Source organism: Dysgonomonas sp. Marseille-Q5470 (assembly GCF_951230145.1).
Classification (GTDB): domain Bacteria; phylum Bacteroidota; class Bacteroidia; order Bacteroidales; family Dysgonomonadaceae; genus Dysgonomonas.
This window is the reverse complement of record NZ_CATNVE010000001.1, coordinates 34,369-48,998: the sequence shown is the minus strand read 5'-3', so window position 1 is coordinate 48,998 and position 14,630 is coordinate 34,369. Positions and strand designations below refer to the sequence as shown.

Sequence of the window (14,630 nt, the reverse complement as noted above, 5' to 3'; positions counted from 1 at the left end):
TTAAATAAAACATGGTACAGTCCATAAAGAAATATATCTCATTATCACTTGTTTTAGTAGTCACTATTTTGATCGCTGTAGCCTGTGCAAATATGGCTACGCCAACAGGAGGACCGGTTGATCTCGACCCTCCGAAGGTGGTACGTAGTTCGCCGGGTTTTAATGCAACTCGTGTGGCGAAAGGAAAAATAACGATAGATTTCGATGAGAATGTAACAATAAAGAATCCTTCGGAGAATGTGATTATCACCCCTCCGCAAAAAGCTTTTCCTATTATACACTCCGTAAACAGGCGAGTAACAGTAGAATTGCGGGATACTCTTATGCCGAATACTACTTACACAGTAGATTTTACAGATGCCATTGTAGATAATAATGAGGAGAATCCTTTAGAAAACTTTTCATATTCTTTTTCTACAGGAGATGTTGTTGACTCTTTAGCAATTTCGGGCAAGGTGATAACCGCAGATAACCTTGAGCCGGTGAAAGGAATTTATGTGGGATTACATGCCAACTTGGAAGATTCAGCTTTTACCAAGCTGAAATTTGATCGTATCGGGCGTACCAATAGTGCCGGGGTATTTTCTATTAAGGGTGTAGCGCCGGGGAAATATAAGATATACGCTTTGGCTGATGCCAATAGAGATTATATGTATGATAATCCTGCTGAAGCGATAGCTTTTATGGAAACTATAATCGAACCTACATCAGAAAGGGCTCTAAGGACTGATACCATATTTATAGAGCATGATCATGATCACGATCATGAAGCTGAAACTCCAAAGAATCAGAAACAAGCACCCAAGAAAGAGATAGATACGATTAAGACAGTAGAATATACACGCTTCTTACCCGATAATATCGTTTTGAGATCTTTTAAATCGGGTTTTCAACGACAATATCTGCAAAAACATGAGCGTACACCAAATCAGCTTTCGCTGTTCTTTGGTGCACCAACAACAATGCCGGAAGTAGAGCCTCTCAATTTTAACAAAGAGAATTGGGCTATATTAGAAAAAACAGCCAAGAATGATACGTTAATCTATTGGATGAAAGATAAAGCTCTGATGGCTCATGATACTCTTATGCTGCGTGTATCTTATATTAAGACAGACTCTTTAAACCAGTTAATCCCAACAACGGATACATTGAAGTTTATAGACCGTACTCGAAAGAAAGATAAAGAGAAAGAAGAAAAAGAAAAGGAGAAAGAGAAGAAAAAGCTTAAAGAGGGAGAAGAGCCCCCAATTACCTTCTTAACGATTAATAATAATTTGAATTCTTCGTGGGATACCTATAAAAATATTCAGTTAGAATTCAATGAGCCTATTACAACAGATTCTCTGATAAGTAAAATCGTACTTCGTCAGAAGAAAGATAGTATATATAGCGACATTCCTGTTCAACTTGTTGTAGATTCAGTGAATCCACGAAAATATTCTATCAAGAATAGATGGACCTATGGCTCAGAATACCAGATGAGAATAGATTCGGCCACTATTTATAGTATCTACGGATTGTGGAATAATAAGCTGGAACAGAACTTTAAGGTAAAGAATGAAGATCAGTACGGACAGCTCGCCATATGGGTGGAAGGTGTAGATAGCATTCCTTCTTTTATGGAAATTTTAGATAAGTCGGATAAACCAATTCGTAAATCCAGAGTCATAGATAATGTTGCGGTTTTTAAAGACGTTGATCCCGGAACATATTATGCCCGTATTGTTCTCGACAGAAATAATAATGGGGTTTGGGATACGGGAGATTATGATATGAAACTTCAACCCGAGCAGGTTTACTATCTTGGCAAAGCAATCGAAGTAAAGGCTAACTTTGAGATTGAAGAGAATAACCCGGCTTGGAGGATTAATCCGAATAGCATGGATAGTCAGAAACCGTTGGATATAACGAAACAGAAACCCGAGGATAAAGAAGCGCGAAAGAAAAAACTAGAAGAAAAAGACGCTAAAAATCAGCGGACTAGAAACCAAAATAATACTACTACCCAGCAAGGAAATACGACAGGTAGGAGTAGAAATAGTTCTAATAATAGCTATAACAATACGAATAGCTTTTAATTAAAAACTTGGCAAACTATAAAATAAAAGTTATGGTGAAAAAAATTACAGGAATCATAATTATGCTTTCAGCTTTATTCGGCTTGAACGCAAATGCTCAATGTAAATTAAATAATACATTTTTTCAGGCAGGAGAGGATTTGTCTTATGATCTTTATTTCAAATACGGAATCATTTATACAAAAGCCGGTACTTCCTCACTGAAAACCATTTCGGAAAAGTATAACGGCACTGACGCTTACAAAATGACATTGATGGCTCAGTCTACGGGGACTGTCCGTAAAGTATTTGCACTAAACGATACTTTGTCGTGTTATACAACCAAAGACCTTGTGCCGTTGGCGTATGTCAAGGATGCATTTGAAGGGAAGGACTATACAAAAGAGGAGGTACGCTATACATACGCCGGGAACAATGTTATTATAAGGGCTAAGCGCCACAAAAATGGATCTTTCCGTTTTGATGAGACCTTGACATCTTCGTCGTGTATATATGATATGATGAGTGTGGTTTTTTATGCTCGAACTTTAGATTTTTCTTCGATGAGAAAAGGACAAACAACAAAAACGGACTTTATCTCGGGAAAGAAAAAGGTAAATATGATTATAGAATACGATGGTATAGAAACCGTTGAAGCCAATGATAAAAATAAATACAGCTGCATAAAACTTGTATTAAGTATCATGGATGATGCCTTTAGCGATAAAAAAGAAGCCATGAAGGTGTATATTACGAACGATAACAACCGTATGCCTGTACGCCTTGACTCGAAGCTGAATATCGGTTCAACAAGAGCAATTCTAAAGAGTTATAAGGGAAATAAACATCCGGTATCGACAGTCAGATAGATATATGATTTTCTATAAAATACAAGGGGTTGGTTCTTACGGATCAACCTTTTTTATGCTCTGTTTCGCAATAGAATAAGTCGATAATTATTTTTCTTTAAATGCCAGATAAGTCCAAACCGGATAATGATCGGAATATTTAATCTTGTCAACCGTACAGTTATAAGATTGGAAAGCCATGGAGTGCATGATGAAATCTATTCGGAACCAGAATTTGTTTTCATGATAGGTGATGCCTTGTCCAAAACCGGTGTTCGCATAAGAGTCTACAAGGTTATCTCCTTTGATTGTATAATAAGCATAAGAAATAGGTGAGTCGTTAAAATCTCCGCATACAATAGTCGCATCTGTTTCCTGTTTGTCTATGATCGAGCGTATTATTTTAGCTTGAGCTTCTCTTATTTTATAAGCTGCTCCAAGTCGGGTTTGTACATTCATCGCTACCTCTCCGATCATCTCTCTATCTCTCGTTTTGAAGAATTCTTTGTATAGTTTCTTGTCTTCAGATGTTATTCGGTTCGATTCCAAATGATTATTTACAAGTGTTACCTTTCTCTTATTGATCTTTAATTCATACATAGCAGATCCATTGTATGAACTTTCTAATGGCAGAGACTCGGCTTTCTCTATCGGGAATTTTGAAAAGCAGGCTAATCCATATATGAGGTTTCCTCGCGATGATCCTAGCTTTATTATCCTGCTATAAGGATAATCTTTCAACTTTTGTTTTATTTCCGCCTCCGATATTATACTTTTCTTGTTCTTACTGCTGGAAGGCGATACAGCAAATTCCTGCAAACAAATTATGTCTGCATTGCTGTTCATCAAGTATTCCAATATAGGATTGTTTCTTGCAGCTTCACCTTTCGCCCAATTGAAAGCACGCACATTGTAAGTGAGTACTTTTATATGCTTCTGAGGGATATCTTTTTCTTTTGTTTTAAAGTGAATTGGATAGCATGTTAATATCGGTTGCCAGAATGCACATATTGCAATCAGCTGAACCAATGCATACTTCCATCGGAAGGTAATAACCCAAAGTATCAGATACAGGATGTTGATAAATAGGATAATCGGAAAGCCGAGCCCCAGATAAGCAATAAATGTAACTCGAGATGGCACTACATACCATGCAAGAGTTGACAAGATGAGTATGATAATAGCGATTAGGTTGGTAGCGAATACTGTATATTTGATAAATCGACCAACTCTAATCTTGGATAATTTATTTTTTACTCGCATCAAATAGCTGTTTTTTTTCGTCTGAGCTAAGGCTGCTATAACCCGACGCTTTTATTTTGTCCAGAATACGATCTATCTCCTCTGTTTCTTTATGGCGACGTTGATTATATTGCTGGTCGGTTTCAGGTCTTTTATATTTAACCTTCATCTTCTTTTTATAGTTTGGTTTGGTTAGGTTAGCAACAGAGTCGATTGTTTTGTTTATCCATCGGGTTATGTCTTTCCCTTTCAGGTATTGTTTAGCAAATAGATAACCCATCAGGGCTCCTCCTATATGAGCGATATGTCCTCCGGGATTTGTATTGCTGTCTAGCGATATAAAATCAATAACGAAAAGGAAAAGTGCAATATAGATAATCTTTACACGGAATACCATGAAAAGGCTTACTTCGGCATTTGGCCTGTAAAAGGCAGAAGCAAAAATAATAGCCATGACTGAAGCCGATGCCCCTATCATTGGGGGATGATTCATTTCCAGATAATATGGTATCGTGTTGAATGATATGATATACAATATAGCACCCGCCAAACCTCCCAGCAAATATAGACTTCCCAGATTTTTAGGATTGAAATAACTCAGGAATATCTGCCCAAACCAGAAGAGCATAAGCATATTGAACAGTATATGGAAGAAGTCGAGGTGGACAATCATATAGGTCAATAATGTCCACGGACGTTTTATCAGTAGAGTGAGGTCTGATGTTACCGCAATGTAAGGTAATAAGTTAAATGTTTCAATCTTAAATAACTTACCTATAATCCCGATAACAGAAAGAATCAAGAATACAGCGATATTAATGATTATAAGCTGTATGAGTATATCTTTCTGCTTAAATCGATATTTAATATTCTCTAAAATTGTGCCCATTTGCTTTTCCTTTCTTACGCCAGTAAAGTATTATGAAAAATCCGGTGATCAATCCCCCTAAATGCGCAAAGTGTGCGACATTATCTCCTGCGCTATCAGCAATACCTAAGAATAATTCCATCACACCATAACCTATAACAAACCATTTTGCTTTTATCGGTATAGGTAAGAAAAGCATCATCAGCTCAACGTTAGGGAATAACATACCAAAAGCAACCAATACTCCGAATACTGCACCAGAAGCTCCAACCATACTGCTGTTAACAAGTAAGTTTAATGCTCCCATGTCAGGATCAGTATAGTTTCTGTTGCTCATCAATATACCCATTCCTTCATTATATACTGTGGAAATGGCTTCTGCCGACATGTTCGCTTCTATTGAATGAACTCTGATATATGTGATTAGCATTTGTAAAGCGGCAGCTCCAATCCCAGTCAACATATAGTAGACCAGATATCTCTTTGGTCCCCATACCATTTCAAGCGTGCGGCCAAACATATATACAGCAAACATATTGAAAAATATATGCCCCAAACTCCCATGCATAAACATATAGGTTATAATCTGGTGAGGCATGAAATGTTCTGAAGAAAAATAGTGCAGAGCAAGATAATTACTCATATTAAGCCTGCTGCCTAATAATTCATCAGCAATCCAAACTAAGAAGTTGATAATTATGAGATTTCGGGTAACTACCGGAATCGAACTCATGAATCCCGAGCTATTTTGATTCATCTTGATATCTTGTTTTTTCGTTTCAAAAGCCCAAAATTACAGATATTTTTTGTTTTTCTTGAGGAAAATCACTTTACGTTTAGATATTTTCTGAATTCTAATGAGTTTTTCCTATTTTTTTTTATGATTATTAAATAAAACACTTATATTTGAGTGCCAGAACTAGAAATGTATTCAAAAAACAATTCGGTTATATAATGTTTAATTAAATCATTTACATTCAATTATTATGAACAAGACAGAACTTATCAATGCAATTGCTGAAAAATCAGGATTGAGCAAAGTTGATTCTAAAAAAGCTCTTGAAGCCTTTATTGAATCAGTAACAGAAGAAGTGAAAAAAGATGGCAAAGTAGCCCTAGTTGGTTTCGGTACATTCTCTGTAACTCAAAAAGCAGCAAGAAAAGGAATTAACCCTAGAACTAAAGCTGTTATCAATATCCCGGCTAAGAAAACTGTTAAGTTTAAAGCTGGTGCTGATTTAGCTGCACTATAATTGATTAAAAAAAAGAAAAAAGAAGTAGGGAATAATCTTTCCTACTTTTTTTATGCCCTAAAACTACCTTATAGGGTACTTTTTTCTTAGCTTTGCAACCTGAATAAGTAATTTTCAAAATCATATATGAAGCTAGAGATAAGATTACAGGAGGTAATAATTAATGCCATAGAGTCTCTCTATGGACAAGTGGAGACAGCAGGGCAGCTTTCTTTACAAAAAACAAAGAAAGAGTTTGAAGGTCACTATACTTTAGTTGTATTTCCTTTTCTGAAAATGTCGAAGAAAGGACCTGAGCAAACAGCGCAGGAGATAGGAGAGTGGCTTAAAGCGAATGCATCGGAGGTAAGTAGCTTTAATGTGATCAAAGGATTTCTTAATCTTACCATTGCTACTACTTGCTGGATTGATGTGTTAAATGAAGTTCATACCGCAGAAAATTATGGCATAACAAAGGCTGATGATAATTCTCCTTTGGTAATGGTAGAGTATTCATCTCCAAATACAAACAAACCTTTACATTTGGGGCATATACGAAACAACCTGTTGGGATTTGCTCTGTCCGAAGTGTTAAAAGCAAATGGAAACAGAGTTGTAAAAACAAATATAGTAAATGACAGGGGAATCCATATCTGTAAATCGATGCTCGCTTGGCAGAAATGGGGAAATGGAGAAACTCCCGAATCCACAGGCAAGAAGGGTGATCACCTAGTTGGTGATTACTATGTAATGTTCGATAAACATTACAAAGCAGAACTTGCCGAACTACAATCTAAAGGTCTGTCTAAAGAAGAGGCCGAGGCTCAGTCTACATTGATGGCCGAGGCTCGCAATATGCTTCGTCTTTGGGAGGCCGGAGACCTTGAAGTAGTTTCGTTGTGGGAAAATATGAATAGTTGGGTTTATGCCGGATTTGACGAAACATATAAGCGTCTGGGCGTAGACTTTGATAAGATATACTACGAATCTCAAACTTATCTAGACGGTAAGGAAACCGTACTTGAAGGTTTGCAAAAGAATATCTTTTATAAGAAAGAGGATGGTTCTGTATGGGCAGATCTTACCGCAGATGGATTAGATCACAAGTTGCTGCTCCGTAGCGATGGTACTTCTGTGTATATGACACAGGATATAGGTACGGCTAAGTTGCGCTTCGATGATTTTCCGATCAATACAATGGTGTATGTTGTAGGTAATGAGCAAAATTATCACTTCCAGGTACTGTCTATCCTTTTAGATAAGTTAGGCTTTGAGTTTGGAAAAGGACTTGTGCATTTCTCTTATGGAATGGTGGAATTGCCCGAAGGCAAAATGAAATCGCGTGAAGGTACTGTTGTAGATGCCGACGATCTGGTAGATGAAATGATTGCTACAGCAAAAGAAACATCGCAAGAGCTTGGTAAGCTTGATGGGGTAAGTGAAGAAGAGGCTAATAACATTGCCCGTATGGTAGGTATGGGGGCTCTGAAATACTTTATCTTGAAAGTAGACCCTAAAAAGAATATGACTTTCAATCCAAAGGAGTCGATTGATTTTAATGGCAATACAGGTCCGTTTATTCAATATACACATGCACGTATACAATCGATACTGCGTAAGGCTGCAGAACAAGGAATCTCTATTCCGACAACACTCTCTGCTGATATCTCGCTAAGTGTAAAAGAAGAAGGGCTTGTGCAACAAGTTGCTGAATACGCATCAATTGTAAAACAGGCGGGAGATGAATATAATCCGGCTCTGATCGCAAATTATATATATGATTTGGTAAAAGAATACAATCAGTTTTACCACGACTATACTATCCTAAAAGAAGAAAATACAGATTTGAAGAATTTCAGGCTGATACTTTCCGATAACGTAGGGCGTGTAGTGAAAAGTGGAATGTCTCTCTTAGGTATTGAAGTTCCCGACAGAATGTAAAGCTGGCACGATAAAAACAAAACTAAAAAGAGGTTACTTATTCAGTAGCCTCTTTTTCTATTTCATAATCCTCATTCACCGGAGGATCTATTCCCAATTGCTTATACAGCTTGTTTTTGTCTAAATTTCTTTTTGTCAGAGTTTCCTTATAAAAAAAGACTTGTGAGGCAAGATCTGAATTGCTTTTTTGGGGTAAGAGATCGTAGGCTATATTGATCCATGCTAATGCATTTTCTATATCATCGAGGTTCTCATTGGCCAGAGCTATATTCGATGCAAGTCGTATTTTTTTGTTCGTATTCTTCTCCTTATCGTACAATTCACTCCAAATGTCAGCTGCTTCTTGCCATTTTCCGGCTAAAACCATCTTGGTCGCCTCTCTCATCCCTTTAGAGCTATCCGAATAATACCAACGGTTATCTGTTTTCCACGAAGGAACAATAGAGGAGGTGACTGCGTCGGCTGCCTTCATGGTTATCTCGGTTACCAGATCGTTGATTTCCGGAATATTGTTTTTCATGTTATTCCAAGAAACAGAAGACTCTCTGAAAAGACTATCTACATATGCTATAGGAGGAGCCAGTAGACTGCCATCCAGACTGTAGGCTTTGAGTAATACCCCGATTTGTGAACTCAAGATGCTGTAATTATTAAAGTATTCTACATTCACCGATTCTAATGATGCCGATGCAATGAATAAATCAAGTGAAAGTAAAACATCTGCATTTTGTTCTTTGCATATCGTTTGTACCTTCCTTGCCGATAATGATCTGACTTCATTTGCTGCACCGCCATTGGTTGGGTATGGATAGAGTTCTACTTTCGAGAAATAATTTTCTTCACTCAGATATTGCCGCAAAGAGCTTGTGAATATGGCTTTTGCTGTATCTGTGGGCATTACAGAAGAATCTTTAAGAGCCTCTCCGTTTGCCTCTACTCCCTCGCTCGATTGTGAAGCACTATTGTTGACTATCACAATGTTTTTTTGTTGAGGGTTTTCGAAAGAAATTAGTGCAGGTTCACGTACTTCGATTGAAACAAGGTTCGTCACCGTGCAAGAGGGAATAAGAATAATACAAAAAAAGATGAATATATATTTTGTCATAGCGGTCTAAGTTATGAACTAGTGATACAAAAATAAGAGTTATATTTGTAAATACGATTGAAAATATTACCAAATAATGGATGTGTCTGTCAACAAGGTCTTTGAATTGGCAAGTGATATTGTCAAACATACATCTCAGTCGGTTTTCCTGACAGGAAAGGCCGGAACGGGAAAGACCACCTTTTTGCATCATATACGTAAAACAATAGATAAGAATGTGATCGTTGCAGCCCCAACAGGTGTTGCGGCCATCAATGCGGGAGGTGTAACTTTGCATTCATTGCTACAACTCCCGTTCGAGCCATTTATCCCGAACTTCGAAGGGAAAAAAAAGCTGGATTATCACTTCAAGCTTCGTAAATCGAAAATAGAGATGCTACGAGAACTCGATCTGTTGATTATCGACGAAGTAAGTATGCTTCGTGCCGATATGTTGGATGCTATCGACTACATGCTTCGCAGGTACCGTAACAATCAGCAGCCATTTGGAGGGGTTCAGATACTTTTTATCGGAGATATGTTTCAGCTACCTCCTGTAGTACAAACCGCAGAATGGGAACAATTGAAGCATTACTATCCATCACCGTTCTTCTTTCATGCGCAGGTACTGGATAATTATCCATTGCTTTATATAGAGTTAAAAAAGATATACCGGCAGCAAGACCAGAGATTTATAGATATCCTCAATCGTGTGAGGAATAATTGTACCACTTCACAAGATTTACAGATTTTAAACCAAAAATATAATTCTGCTTTCAGACCTGCTAAAGGTGATAGCTATGTTATACTATGTACTCATAACTATAAAACTGACCGGATTAACAATGAAGAACTGACGCAGCTACCGGGCAAAGGGTATGTCTTTAAAGGAGAGATAAAAGGAGATTTTTCTGAAAATTCTTTACCTACCGAATGTCAGCTTCTGTTGAAAGAAGGAGCTCAGGTTATGTTTGTGAAAAACGATGTTGGCGAAAATCGTCGATATTATAATGGTAAGCTGGCTACAGTGACGCAATTGAAAGAAGATTATATCCTTGTCAGATTCGAAAATGGAGACGAAATGGAACTGGAGCCTGACTCGTGGGTAAATGTCCGTTATTCGTTGAATGAGGAGTCGGGCGAAATAGAGGAGGAGGAATTAGGTTCATTCACACAATATCCTATACGTTTGGCTTGGGCGATAACCATTCATAAAAGCCAAGGGTTGACTTTCGATAGGGTAATAATTGATGCCGGACAGGCTTTTGCAGCCGGACAGGTATATGTGGCACTTAGCCGTTGTACGTCGTTGGATGGTATTGTACTATATTCTCCTATAACCCAGCAGAGCATAAGTACCGATCCGTATGCTATAGAATTTGCAAAAAAAGAACAGGATATAGTCTATCTGGACGGAATACTGCAAAAAGAGAAACCTCGTTACTGTGCGAAGCAATTAGTCAGATATTTTGACTGGACGCCTTTTATTCGAAGCCTTCATTCATTGAATGAGCTGGCTGCTGAAAAGAAGATCCCTGAAAAAGAAGAGGTACAGTCTATGATTGCTCAAATGTGTAGTAAAGCGATTGAGCAGCAAGAGATAGCACAGAGTTTTATAAAAGAGCTGAATTATATATTATCTGCTCCCAATCCTGATCTGACAAGATTGAAAGATAGAGTGCAAAAGGCAGCTGTATATTTCCATAAAGATGTTTCTGAATGCATTATTTCTCCATTGATGCTGCATTTGGAGAGGTTCAAAACCAAGTCGAAAGTAAAGGCATACTTAAATAAAGCCAACGATGTATACAATACATTGCTCAAGCTGCTATCACGCATAGAGCATATCAACTATGGAAATATTAACCTAACTGAGGAATTAATCTTCTCGAAGGTAGAAGTTCCTTCCGAAAATGTAGCTTCATCGGAAAAAGTGAAGCCTCAAAAAGGGGATAGCCACCGACTCTCATTGTCTCTCTTTACCGAAGGAAAATCGGTGAAAGAGATTGCCATAGACAGAAATCTTTCACCAACTACGGTAGAAGGGCATCTTGTGAGCTTTATCCTTACCGGAGAGTTGGATGTTTTAGAGTTAGTTCCCGATAACAAAGTGCAATATATGCTTCCTGTAATCAAAAAGATGGGAGTAAAATCCTCTCTGTCGGAAATCAAGGAGAAGTTACCCAAAGAATGCTCATACCTGGATATAAAAGCGGTAATTAATTACATTAAATATCTTGATGGTAGATAAGACCTATAGAATAGTGTATATGGCAATGATGTGACATAAACTTCCCATCAGAACGAATACATGAAAGACAGTGTGCATGTATTTTTTCTTTGTCCACGAATAAAACAATGCTCCTATCACATACGATACGCCTCCCGCAATGAGCCAATATAGCGCATCGATTTGACCTGTTTGAGATAGTACATCGTAAAGAGGCTTAAATGCAACCAGGATAGCACCACCCATCAGTACAAAGCAGACTGTTTCTAAGTTGCTATGTTTCTTTAAGTTGGTAAAGCTCATGATCAGCCCTGTAATAGCGGCAATACAGATGAAGGCAAAAAGGCTCCAACCCCATGCGCTTTCATTGCGAAGCACGATTAGTGTAAAAGGAACATAGGTGCCCGCTATATGTAAATAGATAGCGCTATGATCGAATTTACGAAGTAGACTTTTTCGCTTTTCATGTGTGCATCCGTGATAGCAAGTGGATGTGATATAAGATGCCAGCATCCCGAACAAATAACCGATAACACTACCGATAGCCCAATTGTTCCCACTGTTGATGGCGGCGGAGAGTAGTACGAAACCCGCTGCAATTCCCATTAGTATGCCTAATCCGTGAGATACGGTATTTGCGATTTCTTCTCCACGTGTATAATATTTAGCTGTACTCATTTTTATAATTTCTTTCTCGAAATGGAAGGTTTGGAAATTTTGTGCAAGATAAGGATTTGTTTCCAAATCACTAGAAGTAGTGATTGAAGGATATTATAAAAATATGTTTCTTTGTTTTTTTTATAAATAGAATCTATGAAATTATATAACTCTACTAAAAAATTATTTCTTACTGTATCTTTATTATTCTCTTTCTTATTTGTGCTAGGCAAAGGTGAAATGCCCAAAGATACGCTCTATACAGAATTGAAGTATGATATTGTTGTTCTCTCATCTACAAAAGAGACAAATAGTTTGAAATCGCTTCCGGCAGCAGTCTCGGTTTTCTCGCCTAAGAATCTCGACGGCTTGCAAGTGCATTCTATCAAAGACCTCAGTGCGATAGTACCGAATTATTTTGCTGCTGACTATGGTTCTAAAATGACTGCCCCGCTTTATATAAGAGGTGTCGGCGCACGTTCGGGTGAGCAAACAGTAAGTATGTATGTGGATAATATTCCTTATTTCAATACAACTTCGTTTGACTCTGAATTGTTTGATATTCAGCGTGTAGAGGTATTAAGGGGAACACAAGGTACATTGTATGGACGTAATGCGATGGGTGGAATTGTCAATGTTTATACCTATTCTCCTCTGACTTATGAGGGTACGACAATAAAAATAGGGGGTGGTAATCACGGTCAGCTCTCGGGAAATGCTTCACATTATCAGCGGCTAAACAGCAAGATGGGATTTTCTGTAGGAGGTTACTACAAACAAGATGATGGTTATTTTAAGAATCTCTTTACTGGTAAGAAGGTTGATGATATGAAAAATGCGGGAGGACGTGCCAAATTTGTTTGGGATATTAATCCACGTCTGTCTGCTACCTATTCTGTAAGTTTCGACTATGTAGATCAGGGCGCATTTCCGTATGCCAATATAGAGACAGAAGAGGTTGATTATAATTCTGATAGCTATTACAAAAGAAAACTATTGACAAACGGGTTAGCGCTTCGCTATACCGGTCAGGGCTATGAGATTAACTCTACAACGGGCTATCAGTATCTGAACGATGATATGAACATGGATCAGGATTATACAAGATTATCTATGTTTCAAATTAATCAGAAACAAAGACAAAATTCACTAAGCCAGGAAGTCACAATAAAATCTACTAAGCCTTCTGATTATCAATGGTCGTTTGGCGGATATGGCTTTTATGACTACTTGCATACCACTCCTCCTGTATATATGATGTCGGATGGAATTCAGAAGTATTTGCAGGCTCCATTAACCGCTGTTGGGGCTCCGATTACTTTTACGGATGATCAGATAGACCTGAATGGACAATATAAACGTCCGACTTATGGTTTAGCCGCTTTTCATCAGTCAACATTCAATAATTTGTTTAAAGCAAAGGGACTGTCTCTTACTTTAGGTTTGCGTATCGACTATGAAAAAACAAAGCTTGACTACAATGCCGAAACTGTCGCGAATTTTGATGTGAAGATACCCAACTCACCGATGCCTCCAATGTCTTTTGCAGCAGATACTGCCATTGTAGGTACTAATTCCAAAGATTTTTTGGAGTTTCTGCCTAAAGCCGTATTAAAATATCAGATAAATGAAAACTCATTTGTATATGGTTCAGCGTCGCGTGGCTACAAAGCAGGAGGACATAATATTCAGATATTTGCCGATCTTCTGCAAGAAGCCCTCGAAGCTAAAATGATGGGTATGCTACCACCGAGTATGGGTGGCGGTCATTCTGCATCTGCCGATACACCAGTTAACAATCGGATCTCTTATAATCCTGAATATAGCTGGAGTTATGAACTTGGCGGACAAGTTGATATTATAGAAAATTCATTGCAGGCAAACTTTGCCGTATATTATATGGATATACGTGATGTACAGATTACCCAGTTTGTAAACAACCGGGGTGGACGTATGGTAAGCAACGCCGGTAAAGCAGAAAGTAAAGGTTTTGAAATAGGCTTGAAGGCCCGCCCTTGTAAAGGTTTTTATCTTTATGCGAATTATGGCTTGGCTGATGCTACGTTCAAGGATAATAAAGTAAGGAATAGTGCGGGAGAAGTTGTAAAAGACTATACAGGCAATCATATTCCTTTTGCTCCCGGTTCTACATTCAGCATCGGCGGCAGTGTTTCGTATGATTTCAAACAGAATACATTGCTGGATAGAATAACCTTCGATACCAATTTTGCAGGAATCGGAAAAACTTATTGGGCTGAAGATAATGTGATGTCGCAAGGATTTTACGGAACACTAAATGCTAACCTCACTTTAGAAAAAAATATATTCTCATTAGAATTCTGGGGTAAAAATATTCTCGATCGTGATTACAATACATTTTTGTTTGGATCAGATAGTAAATATTTTGCTCAGAAAGGAAAACCTATGCGTTGGGGTGCAACTTTGATAATAAAGTTGTAATTTTGTAGCTT

General features: G+C 37.9%; 11 protein-coding genes. 6 read left to right on the top strand and 5 right to left on the bottom strand.

What is annotated here, in order from left to right; genetic code table 11:
- Positions 1 to 11 precede the first annotated feature (11 nt).
- Positions 12 to 2,078, top strand: a complete 2,067-nt coding sequence (locus QOX35_RS00240; protein WP_283685323.1) for an Ig-like domain-containing domain — start codon at positions 12 to 14, stop codon at positions 2,076 to 2,078.
- 32 nt (positions 2,079 to 2,110) lie between these two features.
- The gene (locus QOX35_RS00235; RefSeq protein WP_283685322.1) at positions 2,111 to 2,926 is read left to right on the top strand and encodes a DUF3108 domain-containing protein; all 816 of its coding nucleotides are present in this window, start codon (positions 2,111 to 2,113) and stop codon (positions 2,924 to 2,926) included.
- Between the two features lie 87 nt (positions 2,927 to 3,013).
- Here the strand turns inward: QOX35_RS00235 and QOX35_RS00230 are convergent, their stop codons facing one another.
- From QOX35_RS00230 to QOX35_RS00220, 3 genes are read right to left on the bottom strand one after another with little or no spacing between them, the layout of a single operon-like run.
- The gene (locus QOX35_RS00230; RefSeq protein ID WP_283685321.1) at positions 3,014 to 4,168 is read right to left on the bottom strand and encodes an endonuclease/exonuclease/phosphatase family protein; all 1,155 of its coding nucleotides are present in this window, start codon (positions 4,166 to 4,168) and stop codon (positions 3,014 to 3,016) included.
- Positions 4,152 to 5,036 carry a rhomboid family intramembrane serine protease gene (locus QOX35_RS00225; protein WP_283685320.1) on the bottom strand — a complete coding sequence of 295 codons (885 nt, stop codon included), beginning with the start codon at positions 5,034 to 5,036 and terminating at the stop codon, positions 4,152 to 4,154. The genes QOX35_RS00230 and QOX35_RS00225 overlap by 17 nt, the downstream gene beginning before the upstream one ends.
- Positions 5,011 to 5,772: a rhomboid family intramembrane serine protease gene (locus tag QOX35_RS00220; protein ID WP_283685319.1), complete on the bottom strand. Its 762-nt coding sequence runs from the start codon at positions 5,770 to 5,772 to the stop codon at positions 5,011 to 5,013. Before QOX35_RS00220 ends, QOX35_RS00225 begins: the two co-directional genes overlap by 26 nt.
- Before the next feature lie 229 nt (positions 5,773 to 6,001).
- Here QOX35_RS00220 and QOX35_RS00215 point away from each other — a divergent pair, with 229 nt between their 5' ends.
- Both QOX35_RS00215 and argS read left to right on the top strand, forming a co-directional pair.
- A complete protein-coding gene (locus tag QOX35_RS00215) occupies positions 6,002 to 6,268 on the top strand; it encodes an HU family DNA-binding protein (RefSeq protein WP_006841918.1) in 267 nt (88 codons plus the stop codon).
- 126 nt (positions 6,269 to 6,394) lie between these two features.
- Positions 6,395 to 8,188, top strand: coding sequence for an arginine--tRNA ligase (argS, locus tag QOX35_RS00210; RefSeq protein WP_283685318.1), 1,794 nt, complete (start codon positions 6,395 to 6,397; stop codon positions 8,186 to 8,188).
- Between the two features lie 37 nt (positions 8,189 to 8,225).
- On the opposite strand, the gene QOX35_RS00205 is transcribed toward argS, so the two are convergent.
- Positions 8,226 to 9,293 carry a DUF6340 family protein gene (locus tag QOX35_RS00205; RefSeq protein WP_283685317.1) on the bottom strand — a complete coding sequence of 356 codons (1,068 nt, stop codon included), beginning with the start codon at positions 9,291 to 9,293 and terminating at the stop codon, positions 8,226 to 8,228.
- A gap of 76 nt (positions 9,294 to 9,369) precedes the next feature.
- Between QOX35_RS00205 and QOX35_RS00200 the strand changes: the two genes are divergently transcribed.
- Entirely contained in the window at positions 9,370 to 11,523 is a 2,154-nt protein-coding gene (locus QOX35_RS00200; protein ID WP_283685316.1) for a helix-turn-helix domain-containing protein, read from the top strand.
- A gap of 3 nt (positions 11,524 to 11,526) precedes the next feature.
- Here QOX35_RS00200 and trhA read toward each other — a convergent pair whose 3' ends face one another.
- The gene (gene trhA / locus QOX35_RS00195; RefSeq protein ID WP_135105737.1) at positions 11,527 to 12,180 is read right to left on the bottom strand and encodes a PAQR family membrane homeostasis protein TrhA; all 654 of its coding nucleotides are present in this window, start codon (positions 12,178 to 12,180) and stop codon (positions 11,527 to 11,529) included.
- Positions 12,181 to 12,315: 135 nt separating this feature from the next.
- Here trhA and QOX35_RS00190 point away from each other — a divergent pair, with 135 nt between their 5' ends.
- A complete protein-coding gene (locus tag QOX35_RS00190; RefSeq protein WP_283685315.1) occupies positions 12,316 to 14,619 on the top strand; it encodes a TonB-dependent receptor in 2,304 nt (767 codons plus the stop codon).
- Positions 14,620 to 14,630 lie beyond the last annotated feature (11 nt).

Coding starts and splice junctions, on each gene's coding strand:
- trhA (WP_135105737.1), bottom strand. CDS start 12,180: ATGAGTACAGCTAAATATTATACACGTGGAGAAGAAATCGCAAATACC.
- QOX35_RS00230 (WP_283685321.1), bottom strand. CDS start 4,168: ATGCGAGTAAAAAATAAATTATCCAAGATTAGAGTTGGTCGATTTATC.
- QOX35_RS00235 (WP_283685322.1), top strand. CDS start 2,111: ATGGTGAAAAAAATTACAGGAATCATAATTATGCTTTCAGCTTTATTC.
- argS (WP_283685318.1), top strand. CDS start 6,395: ATGAAGCTAGAGATAAGATTACAGGAGGTAATAATTAATGCCATAGAG.
- QOX35_RS00190 (WP_283685315.1), top strand. CDS start 12,316: ATGAAATTATATAACTCTACTAAAAAATTATTTCTTACTGTATCTTTA.
- QOX35_RS00225 (WP_283685320.1), bottom strand. CDS start 5,036: ATGGGCACAATTTTAGAGAATATTAAATATCGATTTAAGCAGAAAGAT.
- QOX35_RS00200 (WP_283685316.1), top strand. CDS start 9,370: ATGGATGTGTCTGTCAACAAGGTCTTTGAATTGGCAAGTGATATTGTC.
- QOX35_RS00220 (WP_283685319.1), bottom strand. CDS start 5,772: ATGAATCAAAATAGCTCGGGATTCATGAGTTCGATTCCGGTAGTTACC.
- QOX35_RS00205 (WP_283685317.1), bottom strand. CDS start 9,293: ATGACAAAATATATATTCATCTTTTTTTGTATTATTCTTATTCCCTCT.
- QOX35_RS00215 (WP_006841918.1), top strand. CDS start 6,002: ATGAACAAGACAGAACTTATCAATGCAATTGCTGAAAAATCAGGATTG.
- QOX35_RS00240 (WP_283685323.1), top strand. CDS start 12: ATGGTACAGTCCATAAAGAAATATATCTCATTATCACTTGTTTTAGTA.